At 70.9% G+C, this 21,458-nt stretch carries 20 protein-coding genes; 10 read left to right on the top strand and 10 right to left on the bottom strand.

What is annotated here, in order from left to right:
* Positions 1-86: 86 nt before the first annotated feature.
* Positions 87-1,700: a hypothetical protein gene (locus ABEA10_RS17165; RefSeq protein WP_345464741.1), complete on the bottom strand. Its 1,614-nt coding sequence runs from the start codon at positions 1,698-1,700 to the stop codon at positions 87-89.
* A gap of 735 nt (positions 1,701-2,435) precedes the next feature.
* On the opposite strand from ABEA10_RS17165, the gene ABEA10_RS17160 reads away from it, so the two are divergent.
* Both ABEA10_RS17160 and ABEA10_RS51140 read left to right on the top strand, forming a co-directional pair.
* Entirely contained in the window at positions 2,436-2,873 is a 438-nt protein-coding gene (locus ABEA10_RS17160) for a DUF5753 domain-containing protein (protein ID WP_345465161.1), read from the top strand.
* Entirely contained in the window at positions 2,870-2,995 is a 126-nt protein-coding gene (locus tag ABEA10_RS51140) for a DUF397 domain-containing protein (protein WP_425550913.1), read from the top strand. Before ABEA10_RS17160 ends, ABEA10_RS51140 begins: the two co-directional genes overlap by 4 nt.
* Before the next feature lie 30 nt (positions 2,996-3,025).
* On the opposite strand, the gene ABEA10_RS17155 is transcribed toward ABEA10_RS51140, so the two are convergent.
* Positions 3,026-3,619, bottom strand: a complete 594-nt coding sequence (locus tag ABEA10_RS17155; protein WP_345464739.1) for a copper chaperone PCu(A)C domain-containing protein — start codon at positions 3,617-3,619, stop codon at positions 3,026-3,028.
* A gap of 181 nt (positions 3,620-3,800) precedes the next feature.
* On the opposite strand from ABEA10_RS17155, the gene ABEA10_RS17150 reads away from it, so the two are divergent.
* Entirely contained in the window at positions 3,801-4,751 is a 951-nt protein-coding gene (locus ABEA10_RS17150) for a cation diffusion facilitator family transporter (RefSeq protein WP_345464738.1), read from the top strand.
* A gap of 21 nt (positions 4,752-4,772) precedes the next feature.
* Here ABEA10_RS17150 and ABEA10_RS17145 read toward each other — a convergent pair whose 3' ends face one another.
* Positions 4,773-6,200 (bottom strand): aldehyde dehydrogenase, encoded by a 1,428-nt coding sequence (locus ABEA10_RS17145; RefSeq protein ID WP_345464736.1) that lies wholly within the window; start codon positions 6,198-6,200, stop codon positions 4,773-4,775.
* A 204-nt stretch (positions 6,201-6,404) separates the two neighbouring features.
* Here ABEA10_RS17145 and murJ point away from each other — a divergent pair, with 204 nt between their 5' ends.
* Positions 6,405-8,000, top strand: coding sequence for a murein biosynthesis integral membrane protein MurJ (murJ, locus tag ABEA10_RS17140; protein ID WP_345464734.1), 1,596 nt, complete (start codon positions 6,405-6,407; stop codon positions 7,998-8,000).
* Here murJ and ABEA10_RS17135 read toward each other — a convergent pair.
* Positions 7,960-8,550 (bottom strand): ArsR/SmtB family transcription factor, encoded by a 591-nt coding sequence (locus ABEA10_RS17135; RefSeq protein ID WP_345464732.1) that lies wholly within the window; start codon positions 8,548-8,550, stop codon positions 7,960-7,962. The genes murJ and ABEA10_RS17135 overlap by 41 nt on opposite strands.
* A gap of 76 nt (positions 8,551-8,626) precedes the next feature.
* On the opposite strand from ABEA10_RS17135, the gene ABEA10_RS17130 reads away from it, so the two are divergent.
* Genes ABEA10_RS17130 through ABEA10_RS17120 form a run of 3 tightly spaced genes read left to right on the top strand, consistent with a single transcriptional unit; the run spans position 8,627 to position 14,010 of the window.
* Complete coding sequence (locus ABEA10_RS17130; RefSeq protein WP_345464730.1) at positions 8,627-9,874, top strand: MFS transporter; 1,248 nt, start codon at positions 8,627-8,629, stop codon at positions 9,872-9,874.
* Between the two features lie 39 nt (positions 9,875-9,913).
* Complete coding sequence (locus ABEA10_RS17125) at positions 9,914-11,044, top strand: exonuclease SbcCD subunit D (RefSeq protein ID WP_329239037.1); 1,131 nt, start codon at positions 9,914-9,916, stop codon at positions 11,042-11,044.
* Positions 11,041-14,010 (top strand): AAA family ATPase, encoded by a 2,970-nt coding sequence (locus tag ABEA10_RS17120; protein ID WP_345464727.1) that lies wholly within the window; start codon positions 11,041-11,043, stop codon positions 14,008-14,010. Before ABEA10_RS17125 ends, ABEA10_RS17120 begins: the two co-directional genes overlap by 4 nt.
* Positions 14,011-14,415: 405 nt before the next feature.
* On the opposite strand, the gene ABEA10_RS17115 is transcribed toward ABEA10_RS17120, so the two are convergent.
* Positions 14,416-15,156, bottom strand: coding sequence for a 6-phosphogluconolactonase (locus tag ABEA10_RS17115; protein ID WP_345464725.1), 741 nt, complete (start codon positions 15,154-15,156; stop codon positions 14,416-14,418).
* On the opposite strand from ABEA10_RS17115, the gene ABEA10_RS17110 reads away from it, so the two are divergent.
* Both ABEA10_RS17110 and ABEA10_RS17105 read left to right on the top strand, forming a co-directional pair.
* The gene (locus ABEA10_RS17110) at positions 15,151-15,582 is read left to right on the top strand and encodes a hypothetical protein (RefSeq protein WP_345464723.1); all 432 of its coding nucleotides are present in this window, start codon (positions 15,151-15,153) and stop codon (positions 15,580-15,582) included. The genes ABEA10_RS17115 and ABEA10_RS17110 overlap by 6 nt on opposite strands.
* Positions 15,583-16,147: 565 nt before the next feature.
* Positions 16,148-16,690, top strand: a complete 543-nt coding sequence (locus tag ABEA10_RS17105; protein WP_345464721.1) for a DUF4352 domain-containing protein — start codon at positions 16,148-16,150, stop codon at positions 16,688-16,690.
* Between the two features lie 72 nt (positions 16,691-16,762).
* Here ABEA10_RS17105 and ABEA10_RS17100 read toward each other — a convergent pair whose 3' ends face one another.
* Together ABEA10_RS17100 and ABEA10_RS17095 are read right to left on the bottom strand one after the other, a co-directional pair.
* A complete protein-coding gene (locus ABEA10_RS17100) occupies positions 16,763-17,131 on the bottom strand; it encodes a hypothetical protein (protein WP_345464719.1) in 369 nt (122 codons plus the stop codon).
* Between the two features lie 110 nt (positions 17,132-17,241).
* Complete coding sequence (locus ABEA10_RS17095) at positions 17,242-17,982, bottom strand: SDR family oxidoreductase (RefSeq protein WP_345464717.1); 741 nt, start codon at positions 17,980-17,982, stop codon at positions 17,242-17,244.
* Between the two features lie 83 nt (positions 17,983-18,065).
* On the opposite strand from ABEA10_RS17095, the gene ABEA10_RS17090 reads away from it, so the two are divergent.
* A complete protein-coding gene (locus ABEA10_RS17090) occupies positions 18,066-18,539 on the top strand; it encodes an RrF2 family transcriptional regulator (RefSeq protein WP_345464714.1) in 474 nt (157 codons plus the stop codon).
* A 196-nt stretch (positions 18,540-18,735) separates the two neighbouring features.
* On the opposite strand, the gene ABEA10_RS17085 is transcribed toward ABEA10_RS17090, so the two are convergent.
* From ABEA10_RS17085 to ABEA10_RS17075, 3 genes are all read right to left on the bottom strand, one after another.
* Positions 18,736-19,290, bottom strand: coding sequence for a GNAT family N-acetyltransferase (locus ABEA10_RS17085; RefSeq protein WP_345464711.1), 555 nt, complete (start codon positions 19,288-19,290; stop codon positions 18,736-18,738).
* 14 nt (positions 19,291-19,304) lie between these two features.
* A complete protein-coding gene (locus ABEA10_RS17080) occupies positions 19,305-20,717 on the bottom strand; it encodes a glycoside hydrolase family 47 protein (RefSeq protein ID WP_345464708.1) in 1,413 nt (470 codons plus the stop codon).
* A gap of 212 nt (positions 20,718-20,929) precedes the next feature.
* The gene (locus ABEA10_RS17075) at positions 20,930-21,367 is read right to left on the bottom strand and encodes a hypothetical protein (RefSeq protein ID WP_345464705.1); all 438 of its coding nucleotides are present in this window, start codon (positions 21,365-21,367) and stop codon (positions 20,930-20,932) included.
* Between the last annotated feature and the right edge of the window lie 91 nt (positions 21,368-21,458).

Here is a 21,458-nt window from a genome sequence, read left to right as displayed (position 1 = left end):
CCGGTCGATCACGGCATGGCGCAGACCCGGCGGAAGCCGGGGCCGGGCCCGCACCTCCATGACGCCGGCCGATCCGAGGTGTCGCGTCACCCGATGAGCGGGGGTGCGGCGTCGTCGTCGTCCGCGCCCCAGATCTTGTCCTCCTCGTACACCCAGATCGTGCGCTCGCGCTCCTTCTTCTCCGAATCCTTCCCGCCGGTGCCGGCGGGGAACGGCATGGCCGACGGTCCCCGGGCGGCGGCGTCGCGCAGGGCGGTGGCCTCCGCGGCGGTGGGAAGACCGTCGGACCGGCCGCTGCGCATGGCGAACGGACTCACCCCGGCGGGTGAACTCCCGGCGCCGTACGGCGTGCCGCTGCCGGGAAAGCCGGTGTGAGTGCCGCCGAGACCATCCAGCGGATTGCCGGTCCCCGCCAGGTCCGTGCCGGTCCCGCCACCGGTCCCGTCGCCGGTCCAGCCCGGGGGACTGTCACCGTTCACGCCCGACAGGTCGGTGCCGGAACCGTCGACGGGATCCCCCACGTCCGGGTACTGCAGACCGCTGTCGAGCGCACTGCCGTCGAGGCCCTGACCGTCCAGCCCCGCGGGGCCGTCGCCGTAGGGGGAATCCGTGGAGCCGGCCGAAGGGTAAGGCAGCGTGAACTTGACCGTCGTCGGCAGTTCGGGAATGACGTTCTGCATCGTTGAGCGCGCCAACCCGTTATTCGCGTAATGACCGCTGGCGTTCATATAGTCGCGAGCCCTTTTGCTCGCGCTGTTGTAATGTTTATCATAGTCGGTAGTGCGATCTGCGAAGCCGTACCAACTGTCACCGGCGCCGCCCAAGTCCGCGTCATCCAGCCAATGCTGCCACGTGTCCCGGCCTACCTGCTTTATCGCGTGAGCCTGCTTGACGAGATTGTCGAGATCTCCGGCATGAACCTCGACCGCATTCCCCACCTGACCTGTAGCGTCGGCCAGTGCGCAACTGCTGAAGTAGAGGTTCTTCAGGCTCTGCTGCATCGCGTTGCCGGCTTTGCCCTTCCACGCGTCGGCGAGCGCGTACCCCTGGTCGTAGAGGACCTCCCACGAGTCCATGAGCTTCGATTGCGTGCCGAGCCAGGCCTTACTCGCCTCCAGCACGGCTTTTGGATCAACGCTCTTCGCGAGATCCCTGAAGTCCTTCAGATCTCCGTCCCACTTCTTCGTGGGATGCACGGGTACGTCGTTGGCGACGTAAAACGAAGCATCGGTCGGCGTCACGCCGGATCCAAGGTTCATCGTCTGACCCGTGGTGCCGTCGCCGGTGCTCACGCTTATCAGGCTGGCGTCCTCGGCCTCGTTGTAGTTGGCGAGGGAATCGCTGAGGGTTTTGATCACTGCATCGTAGGACTGCAGAAAATTCGCGTAATACCCGGATCCGCCTTTTGGGGCAATATTCGCTTGGGCGTTTTGGAAGTACCCCAGGAGTATCCTGCCTGCCGGGTATCCGGTCTTGTTGTCGAGGCCGCCACCGACCGTGTTGGGGTCGCTGATGTCACCCCTGCCTTGAAGGTCTCCGATATTCCCGGCTCCTTTGTCGTGGCGTGCTCGGTCGGCCTTCAGGGCGTTGATGACGGTCTGTACCGGGCCCGGGTGGAATTCGATCTCTCCATCTTTGGAGTCTCCCCAGGGCCAGGTGCTGGGTCGAGTGTAGGAGTCGTCGTACGAGTTCGGTGCCATTTACCCTCAACCTTAGGTGTCGCCTGACGGATCAGGCCTTGGGCTGGGGCGCTCGGGCGTTCTCGCGGGCTGGTTCTCGCCTGGAGCGTCGAAGGTTGAAAAAGCGTAAGCGGCTTAACCGATCCCGGCTCGCCGATTCGTGCACGAGGATTCGCCATTAGGCGCATGTCCCCGCCCGGGCTGTGACCGCGGGCGCGGCTGTGGCTGTTGGGGATCGCGCGGCGTTGTGAGCTCTGGTAGTACCCACTCGCGGTTCGCCCGCACAACCGCCCTTGGGCCAAGGACCCGGCCGACCGGTCAGCCGCCTCGCGGGCCTGGACCTTACGGCCTGGTGCCGGCACGTGGGCCAAGGTGATCTCGTGCTCGCCGCCGATAACGTTGACAGCTGGCACTGCCGCACGTCGAACGGCGAAGACACCGATCTCGACACGAACGCCGTGTGCCGGTACCAGTACCACGACCCGAGGGACTAAGAGAGGGGAATGACCCGGTAGCGGGAAATTCCAATTTGCGCGGATCTGCGCATCGCTTTTCTCGTTCATTTCACTCCCGGTGCGTGAGTGTGGCTATTCTTGGTGGCGATCGTTGCAGGTAGCCCCCGATCCGACTCCCCTCGAGGTCCGTCATGGTCGCGCAGAAAGAGCCGTACGAGTTCCCCGCGATTCTCGCCTTCGCCGGCGAATTAGTGGCCTGGCGCATGCAAACCGGAATGTCCAAAGTAGCGCCTACGAGGTGATGAAGTCCGGTCGCGATCGTGAGAAGGCCGAGCAGCTCGTCGGCAAGCGTGTGGAACGGCAGCAGATTCTCGGCCGGAAGCAGCCACCACGCATCGCCGCGATCTTCGAAGAGACGGCTCTTCGGCGGGTGCTCGGTGGCCGCAGCGTGATGCAGGCGCAGATCGAGCACCTCATCGACCTGGCGGAACGCCACAACATCACGCTTCAGGTCGTTCCAAAAGGTGTGGGCTCCTATGCCGGGCTAATAGGAGCGTTCACGATTCTGGGTTTCTGTGACGGCCCCGACCTCGTATACATCGAGCACATAGGTGGTCAGCTCATAACCGACGCACCGATCGTTCGCGAGTACGCGCTACGCCACGACTTGATCAGGGGAGCGGCGCTGTCCGCCGACCAGACCCTGAAATTGCTCCGTACGACGTTGGAGAACCTATGAGTGACCAGTGGCGTAAGAGCAGCAGAAGCGGTAACACGGGTGGTCAGTGCGTGGAGGTCGTCACGGTCCAGGCGAGCCGGGCGACGGATTCGGAACTGCAAGTAGGCCGTCACTACGCGTAATCCTGCGGACGGTGCCGATCGCCATCCCGATCAGCGCGGCGAAGTGACGGACGGGGTCGGGCGGCCAGGCGGCGCCGGGGACGGGGTCAGCGAGAAGGTGGACCAGGGCGTGTTGGCGTGCAGTTTGATCGGCACGTTCATCGTCGCCGTGCCGGCGTGTTCGAAGACGAACCGGACCTGGACCCGGTGCGGTGGCCGTAGTGGCGAGCTGAGGCCCTCGAGCGTCGCCTGCGGGAACTCGGAGCCGAAGACCGCCTTTCTCGGGGGCACCACGATCGGCCCGCCGACGATCCGGACGGACGTCGCGACTCCGGAGGCGCTCACCGAGACCAGTCGATCGGCACTCCGCGCCTCGTTGACCAGGCTGAAGTACAGCGGTGCCGAGCCGGCGGCACTGGCACCACCCGTCGTGCGGGGCGCCGGGCTCGCGGAGGGCACGAGGATGAAGACGTTGCGCAGCAACATCTTTCCGACGTGTCCGTTCGCGGCGCGGTTGGGGAACCATTTTCCGGCACCTCCCTGCCCGCAGGACGAGACCGCCGCCACCACGATGCCCGCCAGCGCCGTCCGCAGCAGGTCCGCGCCGAGACGAGGCAGGGATCCGCTGTGCTCGGACCAAGGCATCTGATCTCCCTGTCGGCCGGATACGCTCGCTCAACCTTGCAGCTACCCTCTGTGATCGAAACCATGTGCCGCCGGGCGTCGGCGGGCAGGCCCGAGCCGGCGCCGAGTTCACAGCCGGAGAGGCCCGGGAAGGGCGGCGACAGCGCCGCCCCACCGATCACCGGCGGGTCGGGGAAAGCTCATGAGGCAGCCGCAGAACGGGCGCGACGATCAGGCAGGCGCGACGCTCCGTACGGTGGTGACGGCCGTCGTGGCCAACCTTCTCGTCGCGCTGGCCAAGGGCGTGGCCGCGCTCATCACCGGATCCGCCGCCCTGTGGGCGGAGACGCTGCACTCGATCGCCGACACCGGCAACGAGGTCCTGCTCTTCATCGGCGTGCACAGGTCGAAGAAGAAAGAGGATCCCCGGCATCCGTTCGGCTACGGTCAAGAGCGCTATTTCTGGGCGCTCCTGGCCGCGCTGGGGATCTTCGTGCTCGGCGGGGTGCTGTCGATCGGCGAGGGAGTGCGTAGCCTCTTGCGGCCGGAGCCGCTCGTCTCGCCGTGGATCGGCGTCGTCGTCCTCGTCGCGGCGGCGTGTTTCGAGGGATATTCGTGGCGCGTGGCGCGCAGACAGGTGCTCACCCGTGCGCGCGAACTGGACCGGACGATCCTCGAGCATCTGGCCAGGGGGTCCGACCCCGCCACGTCCACGGTCTATCTGGAGGACTCCGCCGCGCTCGTCGGCATCGCGCTCGCGCTCGCCGCGCTGGTCCTGCAACTGCTCACCGGCTGGCGAGCGTCGGACGGCCTGGCGAGCGTCTGCATCGGGCTGCTGTTGATCACGGTGGCACTCCGGCTCGCGCGCCGGTCGAAGTCCTTGCTCATCGACGAGGCGGCGCCCGAGGACGTGGTGCGGCCGATCCGGGAGGCCATCGTCCGGCACGGCTGGATCGCCCATGTGCCGGCCCTGGAGGTCATCTTCGTAGGGCCGGGACAACTCTTGGTCATCGTGCGTGTAGCACCGGTGCCCGCGGCGTGCGCCGCACCGGCACACGAACTGGTCGGCCAGGTCGACCGGCTCCGCGACGAGTTGCTGCACATGCCGGCCGTCACCGAGGTCGCCGTCACCGTCGAGGACGCCCGCGGATGAACCTGGCCGCCGGAGGAGGGTTCAGGCGAGCCGGGCGATGGACTTGTACTCCAGGTAGGCGGAAAGACCCTCGGGGCCGAGTTCGCGGCCGACGCCGCTGGACTTGTAGCCGCCGAACGGCGACGAGGACTCGATCATGTACGTGTTGACGCCGTACGTCCCGGTGCGTACGCGGCGGGCGATGTCGAGGCCGTGCTCGGCGTCGGCGGTCCAGACGGTGCCGGCCAGGCCGTAGTCGCTGTCGTTGGCGATGCGTACGGCGTCGTCCTCGTCCTCGTACGGGATGACCGCGAGCACCGGGCCGAAGATCTCCTCGCGGGCGATCCGCATGTCGTTCGAGACGCCCGCGAAGACGGTCGGCGTGACGTACCAGCCGCGGTCGAAGGGGCGCCCCGCCCCGCCGAGCGCGACCTTCGCTCCCTCGTCCTGGCCGATGCGGATGTAGTTCTCCACGCGTTCGCGCTGGCGGGCGGCCACGAGCGGGCCGATCTCGGTCGCCGGGTCGGCCGGGTCGCCCACCCGCATGCCGCGTACGGTCTCGGTCAGCGCGCCCACGACCTCGTCGTACCGGCCGCGCGAGGCCAGGATGCGGGTCTGCGCGATGCAGGCCTGCCCGTTGTTCATCAGCGACGCGAGCTTGAGCCAGCCCATCGTCGCGTCCAGGTCGGCGTCGTCGCAGATGATCGCCGCCGACTTGCCGCCCAGCTCGAGGGTGCAGCGCTTGAGCTGTTCGCCGCAGATGGCGCCGATCCGGCGGCCCGCCGCCGTCGAGCCGGTGAACGCCACCTTGTCCACGCCCGGGTGCCGTACGAGGTACTCGCCGGTCTCGCGGCCGGCCGCGACGATGCTGACCACGCCCTTGGGCACGCCCGCCTCGGTGAGCATCTCCGCGAGCGGGTACGCGTCGAGGGGCGTCTCCGGAGCCGGCTTGATCACGATGGTGCAGCCGGCGACGAGGGCCGGGGCGAGCTTGAGCGCGATGATGAACTGCGGGACGTTCCACGGCACGATCGCGGCCACGACGCCGACCGGCTCGCGGCGTACGGTGACCGGCCCCAGCATGCCCGCGCGCTCCTCCTCCCAGGGCACGTCCAGCTCGCCGAAGTAGCCGTACACGGCGTGCGCCTGCCCGGTCTGGCCGAGCTGGGAGAAGGAGATCGGCGAGCCCATCTCCTCGGTGATCAGCTCGGCCATGTCCTGGATCCGCTCACCGAACAGCGCGGCGAGCCGCCCGACGACGGCGCGGCGCTCGGCCGGCTCCATGCGCGGCCATGGTCCGTTGTCGAACGCCTCCCGCGCGGCGGCCACCGCCCGGTCGATGTCGGCGGGTGTCGCCTCGGGGACGCGCCCGATGACCTCCTCGGTGTGCGGCGAGACGACGTCGATGGTGCCGGTGCCGGCGGGAGCGACCCACTCGCCGCCGATGTAGAGCCGATCGTGCTGCCGCATACGTACCTCCGGAGGCGGGAGGAATGTAACCGAGTGCTTGCTTGGCATCTTCGCCGCCGTCCCGTGTCTTGTCCACCGCCCGCCGGAACCGGGCCGTGCGACCGGGCGGGCCTCGCCGAAACAGCCGGGCCCGGTCCGCCCGGCTCGTACGCTGGGTTCCACGTGCCTGAAAAGGGCCCTTCCCGGCCGAAGGAGAGGAAGCGCGTGCCAGAGCAACCGCGGCTGGTGCAGGCCGGCCGGGCGATGGCCGTGGCCACCGCCGTCTCGCGACTCACCGGGTTCCTGCGCACCTTGGCGCTGGTGGCCGCGCTGGGCCTGGGCACCCGGCTGCTGGACGCCTACACGGCGGCGAACGTCACCCCCAACACGATCTATGAGCTGGTGATGGGCGGGGCCCTGGCCAGCGTGCTGGTGCCGCTCCTGGTCCGTACGGCCGCCGACGAGAGCGTCGACGGCGACCTGTTCGCCCAGCGGCTGCTGTCCCTGGTGGTCTACGGCCTCTCGATCGTGGTGATCGTGACGATCGTCGCGGCGCCGTTCATCGTGGGCCTCTACGTGCCCGGGTTCTCGCCCGCGCAGCGCCATCTCGCCGTGGTGTTCACCCGGTACTTCATGCCCCAGATCCTCTTCTACGGGGTGAGCGCCACCCTGTCCGCGGTGCTCAACGCGCGGGGCCGTTTCGCCGCGCCGATGTGGGCGCCGGTGGCCAACAACGTCGTCGTGATCATCACCGCCGTGGCGTTCCTGCTGATCGGCGGCACCGGGAAGCTGGAGTCCCTCACCCAGGGCCAGACGCTGCTGCTGTCGATCGGTACGAGCGCCGGGGTCGCCGCCCAGATGGCCGTGCTCCTGCTGTCCGGCCGCCGGGCCGGTTTCCGGCTGAGGCTGCACGCCGACCCCCGCGGCATCGGAGTCCGCAGGATCGCCGCCATGTCCGGCTGGACGATCGCGTCGGTGACCGCCGCGCAGGCGGTGTTCATCGTGATCACCGGGCTCGCCTCCCACGCCGGGCAGGGCGCGGTCGCCGTCTACTCGAACGCGGGCACCCTGTTCCAGCTGCCCTACGCCGTCATCGCGGTCACCGTCATCACCGGGGTGCTGCCCCGGCTCAGCCGGGCCGCCGCCGACCGCGACCTCGGCCGCGTCATCGCCGATCTGTCCCAGAGCCTGCGGCTGACCGGCGTCGTCCTGGTGCCCGTCGCGGCCGCCCTCATCACGCTCGGCCCGCGCCTGACCACCGTGCTGTTCGCGCACGGCAACGCGTCGCCCGCCGCGGCCCACCTCACCGGCCTGGTCCTGGCCGCGTACGGGCTCGCGCTGGTCCCGTTCGCCGCGTACCAGATCATGCTGCGCGTCTTCTACGCCCTTGGCGACACGCGGACCCCGGCGCTGCTCAGCGTGGTGGTCTCCGCCGTCACGGCCGGCACCTGCCTGGCCGCCGCCCGGCTCGACCACGGTCCGCACCTGGTCGTCGCGCTCGCGGCGTGCTCCGCGGTCGCGTACACGGCCGGGCTGCTCCTCACCGCGTACCTGCTCCGCCGCAGGATCGGCCGCCTCGACGGGCACCGCCTGCTGAACGCCCACGTCCGGATGCTCGTCGCAGCGGCCCTCGCCGCTCCCGTCGCCGCCGGTACGGCATGGGCCATCGGCTCGGCGACCGGTACCGCCTGGACGGCCTCGCTCCTCACCGTCGTCGCCGCGGCCGCCGCCGGCGGGGGGCTCTACGCCCTCATCGCCCGCGCACTGCGCATCACCGAGCTCAGGACGCTGACCGCGGCGCTGCGCCTCCACCCGATGTAGCGCCGCCGTCCCCGGCCTCCGGTCGGGAGCGGTCCTCGTCGTCCGTACGGTCCGGCGCCGTCTCCTGCAGGGCGAAGGCCATCACGCTGACGCCGACCGGCGTCGTGCCCGGCGAGTGCGGCGGCCGGGCGGCGTCGTGCAGCCCGGCGGTGAGCTCGGCGAGCCGCGCGAGGAAGTCCTGCCACGTCCGCGGGTCGACCCACAGCTCGGCGTCGACGATCACCTTCTCGCCGTCGTCGGCCCGGCGGCCGATGCGTTCGCGCAACGTGTGCGCCAGCGTCTCGGCGAGCAGCGGGCCGTGCTCGGACAGCGGCGCGCCGCGGACCGTACGGTAGCGGCGCTCCCGGCCGCCGCGACGCATGCGCTCCTCGGCCAGTTCCACCAGGCCGGCCGCGTCGAGGCGGCGCAGGTGCTGGCTGGCGAGAGCGTGGGAGACGTCCAGCTCACGGGCGAGTTCGGCGGCGGACATCGGCCCGGGCCACATCAGCGACAGCATCCGCAGCCGCAGCGGGTGGGCGAGCGCGCGGAGTACCGGATCGACTTCGGTCACACCGGCCAGTAAAGCGTGACACTACCGCCAATCGAATGATTGGGGGTAGGTTGTCGGGCGGACACAGGGGAGAGGCATGGGCTGGGGCACGGCACGGGTGCTGCGGGACCGCAACGCGGGCCTGTACCTGGGCGGCGTGATCGTCTCGGGGTTCGGCGACTCGGCCATGTCGCTGGCCGCCGGCATCTGGGTGAGGACGCTCACCGGCTCGAACGCTCTCGCCGCGCTCGTCGGGTTCTGTATGTGGCTGCCCGCCTTCGCCGGACCCGCGATCGGCACGCTGGCGGACCGGGTGCGCCGCCGCACGCTGCTGGTCGCCGTGAACCTGACCCTGGCCGTCGTCATGACCGCGCCGCTCGCCGTGCGTTCGGCCGGGCGGATCTGGCTGCTGTTCGCCGTGCTGACCGTGGTCGGCGTGGGCGCCGTGCTCATCGACGCGGCCGAGACGGCGCTGATGGCGGCGGCGCTGCCGGCCGAGTTGCGCGGCGACTTCAACGGCCTGGTGAGGACGGCGATCGAGAGCATGAAGCTGGTCGCGCCGCTGGCCGGGGCGGGCCTGTTCGCCGCGTTCGGCGGGCCCGTGGTGGCGCTGGTCGACGCGGTCACCTTCGTACTGGCCGCCGTGGCGTTCCGGCTGCTCCGGGTGCGCGAGAGCGCGCCCGGCCCGCGGGGGTCGTGGGTCGCCGAGACCGTGGAGGGCGTCTGTCACCTGTGGCGGCATCCGACCCTGCGCGCGCTGCCGCTCGCGGGCGGTGCCGCCCTCGTGCTGTCGGGGCTGAGCAGCACGGCCACGTACGCACTGCTCGACGTGGGGCTCCACCGCCCCCCGGCCGTCGCGGGCGTGCTCACGTCGGTGCAGGGGGCGGGTTCGGTCATCGGCGGGCTGTCGGCCGGGGCGCTGATGCGCCGCTCCTCCGAGCGCGCCTTCGCGGCGGCGGGGCTCGCGCTCTTCGCGGCCGGCGTGCTCGCCCGCGTGGTTCCGTACCTTCCGGTCGTGCTCGGCGGCAGCCTGCTGATCGGCCTGGGCCTGCCCTGCCCGCTGATCGCGGCGCTGACCGCGGTGCAGCGGGAGGTGCCGGGCGCGCTGCTCGGCCGGGTCGCGGCCGGTGCGAACACGCTCATGTACGCGCCGACCGGCCTCGCGCTCCTCCTGGGCACCGCGATGGTGGCCGTCCTCGACTACCGGGTGCAGATCGCCGTGTCCGGCACGCTCGCGCTGGCCGTGGCCGTCGCCCTCGTGGCCACCGGCCGTACGGCGCGCCGCGCGCGGGCGGCGTCCTCGGCGACCGCGAAAGATGTCAAAGCGGTATCAGGCGGCGTGTGAGAGCGATGTTGTCGGTGGGGCCTGTTAGCTTCCGGCCTCATGCGGTTGCTGCACACCTCCGACTGGCACCTGGGCCGGTCCTTCCACCGGGAGGACATGCTGGGCGCCCAGGCGCGGTTCGTCGACCACCTGGTCGAGACCGTGCGCGCGGAGGGCGTCGACGCCGTCCTGATGTCGGGCGACCTGTACGACCGCGCGCTGCCGCCCGTCGACGCCGTCGCCCTGTGCGACGAGGCGCTGAAGCGGCTGGCGGCCGAGAAGGTGCGGGTCATCGTCATCAGCGGCAACCACGACTCCGCCCAGCGGCTCGGGTTCGGCGCCGGGCTGATGTCCGCTTCCGGCGTCCACGTGCTCGCCGATCCGCGGCGGGTCGGCGAGCCGGTGCTGCTCGCCGACGGCACGGCCGTCTACGGCATCCCCTACCTCGAGCCCGAGGTCGTCCGCAGCGCGTGGGACCTGCCCGAGCGCGGCCACACCGCCGCGCTGACCGAGGCGATGCGGCGCGTCCGCGCCGACCTCGCGACACGCGACGGCCGCTCCGTGGTGCTCGCGCACGCGTTCGTCACCGGGGGAGAGGCCAGCGACAGCGAGCGCGACATCTCCGTCGGCGGCGTCGCGAGCGTGCCGCTGAGCGTGTTCGAGGGCGTCGACTACGTCGCCCTCGGCCACCTGCACGGACGCCAGCGCATGTCCGACACCGTGCGCTACTCCGGCTCGCCGCTGGCCTACTCCTTCTCCGAGGAGCACCACGTCAAGGGCGCCTGGCTGGTCGATCTCGGCTCCACGGTGACCGCCGAGTTCGTGGAGGCGCCCGTGCCGCGCCGGGCCGCGCGCATCAGCGGGCGGATCGACGACCTGCTGTCGGGCGAGCGTTGGGCGCCGTACGAAGACCACTGGCTCCAGATCACCCTGACCGACCCCGGCCGGCCCGCCGGGGCGATGGAGCGGCTGCGGCGGCGGTTCCCGCACACGCTGGCGCTGGCCTTCGAGCCCGAGGGCGGCCCGGCCGACGACGGCCGCCCGTGGGCCGAGCGCATCCGCGACCGTTCCGACCTCGACATCGCCTACGACTTCGTCCGCGAGGTGCGCGGCGCGCCCGCCGACGACGCCGAGCGCGACCTGCTCGGCGAGGCGTTCGAGTGCTGCCGGCGGGCGGAGGCGGCGCGATGAGACTGCACGCGCTGACCATCACCGCCTTCGGCCCGTACGCGGGCACCGAGACGGTCGACTTCGAAGCGCTGTCGGACGCCGGGCTGTTCCTGATCAACGGCCCGACCGGCGCGGGCAAGACGAGCGTGCTCGACGCGGTCTGCTTCGCCCTGTACGGCCGGGTGCCGAGCGTCCGCAACGACGCCAAGGACCTGCGCAGCCAGCACGCCCCGCCCGACCGGGCGCCCGAGGTCGTCCTCGACGTGACCATCCGCGGGCGGCGCTTCAAGGTCACCCGGTCGCCCAAGTGGGAACGCCCGAAACGCCGCGGCCAGGGCACCACCGAGGAGAAGGCCAAGGTCCTGCTCCAGGAGTGGCGTGGCGGCGCCTGGGAGACCTGGTCGACCCGGTTCGACGAGGCCGGCCAGCTCGTCACCGACCTGCTGGGCATGTCGGCGGAGCAGTTCTGCCAGGTGGTGCTGCTGCCCCAGGGCGACTTCGCGGCGTTCCTTCGCGCCGGGGCCGAAGACCGCCGGGCCGTGCTGGAAAAGCTGTTCGCCACCGAGGTGTTCGCCCAGGTCGAGACGTGGCTGACCGAGCGCCGCCGCGAGAGCGGGCGCGCGGCCGACGAGCTGCGCCTGGCGGCCGAGTCGGTCGCCGACCGGGCCGCCGAGGCGGCCGGTGCCGCACGCCCCGAGCTGACGCCGCCCGCCCTGGCGGCCTGGGTGATCGAGCTGTCGGGCCACGCCGCCGACTTCGCCTCGGCGACGGCGGCCGGGGCCGCCGAGGCCGGTGCCGCGCGCGACGCCGCCCGTACGCTCCTGGACGACGCCCGCGCCGTCGCCGACCGGCAGGAGCGGCACGCCGACGCGCTCCGGCGCTCGGCCGAGCTGGCCGCGCGGGCGGACGAGCGCACCGGACTGACCGGCCGCATGCGGGCGGCCGAGCGTGCCGGACGGGTGCTGCCGCGGCTCCAGACCGCCGCCGCGCGCGCCGCCCGGCGCGACGAGGTCGCGGCCGTCGTCAACCGCCGCCGCGCCGCGCTCGGCGGACTGCTGCCCGACGACGCCGACGCCGACCTCATGCGCAAGGAAGAACGCGCCCGCCGCGACGAGCTGGTCGAGCTGGCCCAGCGGCGCGAGGACGAGACCCGGCTGACCGCGATCGGCGCCGAGCTGCGCACGCTCGCCGACGAGGCCGACGACCTGGAGACCCGCGAGGCGGAGCTGGCGCTGTTCCTGACCGACTCGCCGGCCCACCGTGACCTCCTGCGCGCCCAGCTCGACCAGGCCCGCACCCGCGCCGCCGCCCTGCCCGCGGCCGACGCGGCGGTCGCCGAGGCCACCGCGCGGCTCGAGGCCGCGCGGCGGCGCGACGCCCTCGCGGCCTCGCTCGCCGAGGCCGAGGCCGCCCACCGCGCGGCCGTCGACGAGGCCCAGACCGCCCGCGACGTCGTCCAGGAGATCCGGCAGGCCCGGCTGGAGGGCATGGCGGCGTCCCTGGCCAAGGAGCTGGCGGAGGGCGAGCCGTGCCGGGTCTGCGGATCCGCGTCGCACCCGTCACCGGCCCACGCCGAGGCCGACGGGCCCGGCGAGAAGGCCGAGGCGGAGGCCGCCGCCGCGTACGACGCGGCGCTGGCCCGGCGCGAGGAGACCGGCAACACGGTGACACGGCTGGCCGCCGAGCTGGACGCCGCCCGCGACAGGGCCGGCTCCTCGCCCGAGCCGGAGCTGGCGAGCGCGCTGGCGGCGGCCGAGGACGACCTGACCGGGCTGGCGGGCGCCGAGGCCGACATCGCCCGCATCGAAGATGAGCTGCGGCACGTCGACGCCGAGTTCGACGAGGCCCGCGACCGGCACGGCGAGGTCCAGACCGCGCTGGCCGCACTCCAGACGCAGCGCACCACGCTCACCGCGGAGGCCGGCCGCCTGCGCGCCCGCATCGACGCGGCGCGCGGCGACGACCCGACGCTGGAGGCGCGCATCCGGCGGCTCGACCACGAGGCCGCCCTGCTGCGTGACACGGCCGCCGCCACCGAACAGCTCCGCGCCGCCGCCGAGGAGGCCGAGACGGCGTCCGACGAGGCGTCGGCGGCCGCGGCGGTCGAGGGCTTCGACTCCGCCGAGTCCGCCCGCGCCGCCGCCCTGGACGACCCCGCCCGCCAGGAGCTGGCACGTCGGGTGAAGGCCTACGACGACGAGGAGGCACGGGTCGCCGCGCTGCTCGACGACCCGTCGCTGCGCGCCGCCGCGGCGGAGCCACCGCCCGACCTGGCCGCCCTGGAGGCCGCGCTTCGCACGGCGGAGGAGCACCACCAGTCCGTCGCCTCGGCCCGCGACCGTTTCGCGGACCGCCGATCCCGGCTGGTGACGCTGGCCGGCGAGCTGCACGCTCGCGCCGCCGAATGGCGCCCGGCCGCCGAACACCACGCCCTGGCCGCACGCGTCGCCGCCCTGACGTCCGGCGACCCGACCGCGAACCGCACCCGCATGCGACTGTCGGCCTACGTCCTGGCCGCCAGGCTCGAACAGGTCGTCGCCGCCGCGAACGAACGCCTCGCCCGCATGTCGGGCGCGCGCTACTCCCTGGAGCACACGGTCGACAAGGCCGCCGGCTCCCGGGGCCACGGCACCGGCGGCCTGGGCCTGCGCGTCATCGACGGCTGGACCGGCCGCCACCGCGAGCCGGGCACCCTGTCGGGCGGCGAGACGTTCATCACGTCCCTGTCCCTGGCCCTGGGCCTGGCGGACGTGGTCACCGCCGAGGCGGGCGGCACCGAGATCGGCACCCTGTTCGTCGACGAGGGCTTCGGCACCCTGGACGAGGACACCCTGGACGAGGTCATGGGGGTCCTCGACGGCCTCCGCGACGACGACGGCCGTGTGGTCGGCATCGTCAGCCACGTCGCCGAACTCCGCACCCGCATCCCGGCCCAGCTCCGCGTCGCCAAGACCCGCACCGGCTCCACCCTGACCGTCACGACCTGACCGGGCCACGGCCCCAACCGCCGTTCCGTGGGCAGGCCGACCTGGGAGGTTCAGTGTCGGGTGGCGTCGTGCGGTGGTGTTCCGTGGGCAGGCCGATCCGGGAGGCTCAGTGCCGGATGACGTCGCGCGGTAGCGCACCGCCGGGGGATCACCGAGTCGGCAGCGCGCCACCTCCAGCGCGCGGCTGGCCGTAGCTCGGCTCCGTTCGTACCGGCTGGATCCGGTCGGCGGCGAGGGTGCTACCGTCGCTCGTCGCTCGTCGCTCGTCGCTCGTCGCTCGTCGCTCGTCGCTCGTCGCTCGTCGCTCGTCACCGGCCATCCGTCACCCGCCGGTGTCTGGCCGCGTATTCGCGGCCGGCGGCACGCCCACGCGAGCTATAGGCTCGCGCGCCTTTTACGCGCAGGTCAGAGTCGAATTCCGGTATCCGGAGTGGCGAAGATCTGCACCCGCTGACGCACGGAGGGCTCGTGGATGATCGAGAGCGGAAATTCGGGCGTGAAGGCTTTGTAGGAGAGGAGCTCTTCGGCGAGCGCCCGCTTCTTGCTACCGCTGATGATGACGACGACGTTGTCGGCCTCCAGGACTTGCTGCGGCCCGAGAGACATGCCGAATTCCCGGAATGCCGCGCCGGCATACGAATCGCTCGACGCCTGGGTGTGCACCTGACGAAACTCTTCAATGAGTCGTGTCACATGCCAGCCGGTATTGATGTCTGTTCCTGGCATCACGTTGGCGTAGTTGCCGCGAACCCCGAGCGCGACCATCAACAGATTTATTTTCGGAGAAAATGTTTCCAACCGATCCAGATCCGGCTTTTCCAGCCGCACTGCCGTGCCGGTCTTGCCCTCAAGTGGAATCAACAGGTTCTGCATGGCGAACCTCTCGTAGCTTGCGGGGTCTTCCGGTGATATATAGCGAAACGGAACGCTCGAACCCTCGATCTGCTCGTCCATGAGAACGAACCGGACGGCTTTCCATCTCTCGAACATGGAAGCATTGTCGACTATCCAGCGGTAGATGGGACGGGGAGTGCTGGAGAGGGGCGCGGCGACCGAGAAGAAGCCGTCCTTCGTTTCTTTCGCCTGCAGGTCGCGCCAAAGCTCGCCGACCGGCTGAGCCAACGATTCGACAACGTTGATGTGCATGACGATCTCCTTATTCATTGCTGGATCGGCGCCGACCGCAAAGGAGTAGACCGCTGCCCAACGGCACGACAGAGCTCCAGACGCGATCATCGGCGAAAGCCAGTCGGCTTCGCCGTTTCTGCGGAGCAGAGATTAGAGGCCTATCAGATCTACTGTGATGAGGGCTATCATGCACTTTATGGCTTTGATGTCATAAAACAAGTGGAAAGTGCGACCGGAGTTCCCTTCCATAATTTCAACATTCAGCCGTTCATCGATCATCTGGACGAGATCGGCGATCGGGCACTGGCTGATCTTCCGGTGCTCGCGCGGACGCTGCAGGTGGTCGTCTTCGAGACTCTGATAACAGCGATTCTGAGTGAGGTTCCAGGCGACCGCAGCGTTCGTGCCCCTGGTCCGCGACACCATCCGCGACCATGCGCGTGACGAGGGTCGCCACCACGCCTTCTTCGCGGCCCTGTTCGATCAACTCTGGTACCAGCTCGACAGCGGCCTCAAGGCGCGGGTCGGGCGGTGCCTGCCGGAGTTGATAAGGGCGTGCCTCTGGCCACAGACAGCACCCGTACGCACGTCTCTTCGTCTTGCCGGCCTTTCCGCCCCGGTGGTGGAGCGTGTGATCGAGGCGTCTTATCCAGCGGAGGAAGTACTGATCAGGATGCGGCGTGCTTGTCGTCACAGCCTCAGGCTGTTCGAAGGCGCAGGAGTCCTGGATGTTCCGGGAGCACGGGAGGCGTTCGCGGAGAACGGGTTGCTCACACCTGGCGGTTCGGCGGACCCCCACGAGGATGCTGCATCTTAGGGCGCGGGGCTTCTTCAAAAGCGCGGATACCTGGGATCGGCCCGGGACTTCTCCCGGAACCACATTCCCGGTTGCCGTTTCGTCGGTGAGGCGGAGTTCCGTCTGCGGCCACCTGTCGCCTTCTATGCTGGCGCTCGCATGGCCGCGCGTCGGGTCGTCCCCCCGGGCGCCCGCCCCACTCTGGAGACGCCAATGATTTCCCAGGCCTTCGACACGCCGACGCGGCGGGCGAATCCGCTGTTGGTCGCGTTCCTCATCCTGCTGGGGCTGGCAATGGCCGCCGTCCTCGTCGGCGTCGGCTGGACGGCGATCCACCGGTGGACCGCGGCCCCGCCGACACGGCCGGCCGGGACGACCGTGACCGACGGCGACCTGGCGTTCCGCGTGGCCTACGTCGACACCACCGCCAACTCCCAGGGCGTGGCGGGGGAGACGGTCCCGACCGGCAAGTTCGTGAACGTTCGCGTGAGCGTCACCAACCGCGCCGGCCGGCCACGGCACGTGGACCCGGCCGATCAGTTCCTCCGCGCCGGCGGCAAGAGGTACGCGGTCGACCACGACGCCACCGTCAACGCCGGCGACACGGCGGCGCTCTCCCTGCCGGGGAGGACGGGTGCCACCGGGTCGCTCATCCTGGTGTTCGACGTACCGAAACGCGTGGCGTCGGCGGCCATCGAGGTCCACGCCACCGCGTCGTCGGGCGGAGCGCGTGTGACCCTGCCCGCGTTCGGCTGACCGCCGGCTCGCTGCGGCGATCGAGTGGGCCCGGCCCGCGTTCCGCCGACCGAGGCCGACGCCGTAGTTCTGTCAGCTGTTCAGACCGGTCAACGCCACCAGCCGCCACCGGCCATGGTTCCGCCGCACCGAGCACGTGAACGACCGGCGAATCCGCGTTGGTCCAAGTCCGCCCGGCGCCGGCGATGCGATCGCCATTTCGGCGATGCCGTGCAACGTGGCTCGCGAGCGCACAGCCCCGATCGCCACCTTCTCGTACGAGAAAGTCACCGGTGGCTTCACCCGATCCTTCACATATTTCCCGCAGACCGCGCGCACCTGGCCCGGATGGTCCTTCGCACCGCCGCCGCAGCCGGCAGCGGCCGTGAGCAGTGCGACGCACATGACCCCGACCGCCTTCGGTCTGTGTTCGGCCACTTCCTGAGCATGTCCGAACGTCATGGCGAGCGATACGTTCTGGCCGAACCGGGACGCATCGCGGACTCACCAAGAGCGAGGATGTAGGCGCGCCAGCGCACGGCCTGCGGTCGTACCCCCGGCGTCTGTCCTGGTCAGAGTGTCGCGAGCCACTCGTCGAAGGTGGTCGGCGCGATGCGGGCGTCCTCTCCGGCCAGGAGAGCGTCGCCCGCCATGTCCGGGCCGAACAGCCCGGACCAGGTCGGCACGACCTTCACCGTACGGCCGCGCGCCTGGTAGGTGCGCCGGGCCATGTCCACCAGGTCCTGGGGCTCGGGCCCGGCGACGTCGCGATGACTCCCCTGCGGAGTGCCCGTGGCGACCTCGGCGAGGATGTCGGCGACGTCCGCGGGCGCGATCGGCTGGATGAGCAGCGGCGGGATCGTGGTCACGCCGTCCTGCTCGGTCCAGCTCGCCACCATCGCGGCGAAGTCGTGGAACTGCGTGGCCGGAACGATCGTCCACGGCACCGGCCCCGCGGCGACCAGGCGTTCCTGCTCGCGCTTGCCGAAGTAGTGCGCGTTTCCCTTGACGCGGTGGAGCCCGGCGATCGACAGCAGGACGTGGTGACTCACCCCGGCGCGCTCCTCGGCGGCGAGCAGGTTCCGCGTGGCGCCGCCGAAGAAGGCCACCGTCTCGGCGGGGTCGGTCGCGTTGGAGCTCGTGACGTCGATGACGGCCTCGACGCCGGCCAGGGCCGCGTCGAGGCCGTCGCCGGTCACCAGGTCGACGCCGAGCGAGCGGCTGATGCGTACGACGTCGTGGCCGTCCCGCTGGAGGGCGGCGATGGTGAGGGTTCCGATGTTCCCGGTCGCGCCGGCGACGGCGATCCGCATGATGAATCTCCTCGTCTCTCGTAGGAGGTCCGACGCTATCTCGGACTAAAAGGATCCGCAATATCTGCGATAGGATCGGGATCATGAAGCTGCCCGTGAGCACCGAATGGCTCCTGCACTGCGCCACGACGCTGGCACAGCTCGACCCGGGCGCCACCGCGTCGGCAGCCCAGCTCGCGCAGTACTTCGACCTGCCGGCGGCCTACCTGGCCAAGCAACTCCAGGCGCTCGTCAGGAGTGGCGTGCTGACGGCGACGACGGGCCCCCGGGGCGGGTTCCGGCTGGCCCGTCCTGCCGCCGAGATCACGCTCCTGCAGATGGTCGAGGCGGTCGACGGCGCGTCCTCGCCCTACGAGTGCCGCGAGATCCGCCAGCAGGGGCGAGGGGCGCTACCCCCCGAGGACTGCCGGAACACCTGCATCCTCGCCGAGAAGATGGGCGAGGCCCATGAAGCCTGGCGGCGCAGCCTCGCCGCGACCTCGCTCGCCGACATCCTCGCCGCGCTACCCTCCTCCGCACCCGCCCGCACCCGCCGGCGCATGGCGGGCACAACATGACCCGAGGTGCCCGCTCAGCAGTGCGAGGAATCGGCCCGAGCCTCCGCCGGGAGCGACCTCCCGGCGGCCGGGGGCCCTGTCGGACGCTCGGGCCGTACCCGGCCCACGGCCCTGCCGCGAGATCAGGACCGTGAGCCGTGCACGCTCCACCATCCGCGCCGCGGTACGGCCCGGGTTGGGTGGAAGCCTGTTCCGATCATCGTTCGGGCGCGCCGCCTCGCCCGTCTTCCGCTTCACCGGCGCCGGAACGGCCGTCGAGGGCGATCCAGAAGCGATCCTCGCCGCGGGCCGGACGGTCGGGCACCCCGCCGTTGGCGAGGATCACCCGGCGTGACGCCTCATTGTGACGGGCACAGGTGAGGAGGGCCCGGCTGATGCCGAGGCGCGCACACTCCACCAGCCCGGCCGCGAGCATCCTCGTCGCGTGACCTCGTCGCCGCCACGGCGCGACGACGCGATAGCCGACGTGGCCGCCTACCTCGGCCAGTTCCGGCGTCAGGCGATGTCGGACGATGAGCGTGCCGAGGTACTGCTCTCCTGAGACGTACCAGAAGGTCGTGCACGGTACGGCCCAGCGGATCTGGACTCCGCGCCGCTCCGCGACGAAGGCGTCGAAGTCGTCGCCGGCCGCGTCGAGCCACTCGGTGGATCTTCCTTCCAGCAGGCAGTCGGCGCGTTCACCGGCCAGGAACGACTCGCGTACGGCCGGCGTCGGCCGGACCAGCCTCGGTGGCTCGAGCGGTTCGGTCACGGGTCTCCGGCCGTTCAGTGCCGGATGACGCCGCGTAGCACCGCGCCCTCCGTCGACAGGTAGTTGTCCTCGTAGTCGAACCGCCGGCTGTCGGCGAACATCAGATACCAGTACTTCATCTGCTCCGCCCACCAGTACCCGGGAGTCAGATCGCCGAGCTTGACCGGTGAGGCGGTGACGTCCGTGGCGATCGTCCAGCCGTTCGCCACCCGCGAGGCGCGCTTCTGCCGGAGGTAGTAGTCGTACGCCCGCTCCCGGTAGAGCTCCTTGCCGGTCAGCAGCCACAGGTTGAACGCCGCGTCCACGTACTCCGGCCGGAGCTGGTTGCCCGGGTCGGTCGCCTTGCCCGTGCCGTAGTCGTACCCCTCGGGCAGCAGCGTGTACGACGACAGCACCGACGCCCACGCCGAGTGGTACGCCTCGCCCTCGCGCAGGTGGCCGCTCTGGCCCAGGAGGCCGGCGTAGAAGCTCGTCAGCTCCGACGTCTCGCGCCCGAGGGCCGCGCCGGTCGTCATGTCGGCCCGGTGGAACCACAGCTCACCGCCGAGGCGCTCCTCCTCGTGCCGCAGTACGGCCCTGGTCAGCGTGTCGTACCAGTGCTTGATGTCGCGATCGCGGAACAGGTCCCAGCCGTCCCAGAGGTACTCGAAGAACGAGTCCACCGGCGGGTCGACGCGGGCGCTGGAGTCCGTCCACGCCCCCGTCTCGATGTTGATCTCCGTGCCGACCAGGTCGAGCGGGGAGCGCCGGTCGTACACCGCGCGCAGCGCCTTCTTCGCCGCGTCGAAGTAGCGGGAGTCGTGCACCAGCCGCGACAGCGTGCCGAACTCGGCGATGATCGTGCCCACCTCGGCGAGCACGTTGACGTTCCCGGTGATGTGCCCCGTCGACGGGTTGACCCGGCGGTACGGCAGGCCGGTGGGCGACTCGGTGAAACAGGGCAGGAGGATGTCGGCGATCGTCCGCGCCTGCTCGAGCAGGACCCGCTCTCCCGTGCACAGGTAGCCCGACAGCAGCCCGCCGACCATGCGGATGTTGGTCTCGAAGACCTGGACGTCGGCGTTGACCCCGGCGAAGTCCAGGTGGTCGCCCACCCATCGCACCCCGTCGGCGAGCTCGTCGTCCAGGCCCATGAAGTAGAGCGTGCCGAGCGCCTCGACGATGCTCAGCCCGACCGGATGCCCGGCGTCGAAGAACTCGCTGTGCCCGCCGCTCACCGGAAGCAACTGGTCGTGGCCCCACGCGTACCGCCGGTAGGAGGTCCAGGCGTGCCGCAGCTCGGCCCGTACGTCGTCGGCGACCTTGTGCCAGTTGTGGTGCCCGGCCGCCCTCGCCGGACCGGCCGGGAGACCCGCGACCGCCAGGCCACCGGCCGCCGTCAGGGTGCCGAGGAACGCTCTGCGTGTGAAGGGGATGGAGGCTCTCATCGCTCACCGCCGGAGTCAGGAGATCATGACAACGTTGTCGTCCTACCATCCCGGTTGATCTCCTGGCGATGAGGCTGACCGGTCCCGGCCGAGATCGAACCGCCCCGTTGACGTAGCCGCCGAACCGCAGAGCCGGACCGGGGGGGGTTTCGCCGCGTCAGGCTTCCCGCGGCCGGGACGAGGGCCGCCGACGCCGCCGACCGCGGCTGGTGTCAGCGGCGGAACCACTCCCGTGCGTCCGATGTGAACGACAGTCCGATGACGGCGGCCGGTACGGCGAGGAAGACGAACGCGACCACGATCCCGGCGGCGTCCTGAACCGCGAGGGCGACGGCCAGCACGACGAGCCCGCCGAATACGAAGCAGGCCTGAAGGCAGACCGTCACCACCCGCACCCAGTACGCGCGGAGCACCGAGGCGAGGGCACACCCGCCCCAGAATCCGGCGATCGGCACGAGGAACAGCCCGGCCAGGACCATCTGCCCGGCGCCGCTCTGGCCGTGGGAACTCCGGTCATGGGCGGCCATGAACATGCCGGCCACCGCGACCACGAAGAGAGCCGTTTCGAACCACAGGCCCGCAGCCGCCAACTTGACCTTCGCGGGCATGCGCTGCGGCCTGCCGTCAGGGATCCGAGCGGTCTCGCTCACCGGGGCGCCTCCTCGGGCCGGGTAGGGCGGCGCGGCCCGGTCGTACGGCCGCGCCGTGGCAGGCACCGTAACCCCGAAACCGGGGACCCCT

Source organism: Actinoallomurus oryzae, assembly GCF_039541955.1.
GTDB lineage: Bacteria > Actinomycetota > Actinomycetes > Streptosporangiales > Streptosporangiaceae > Actinoallomurus > Actinoallomurus oryzae.
Note: the sequence above shows the minus strand (reverse complement) of the source record. Positions and strands in the feature narration are given on the sequence as shown.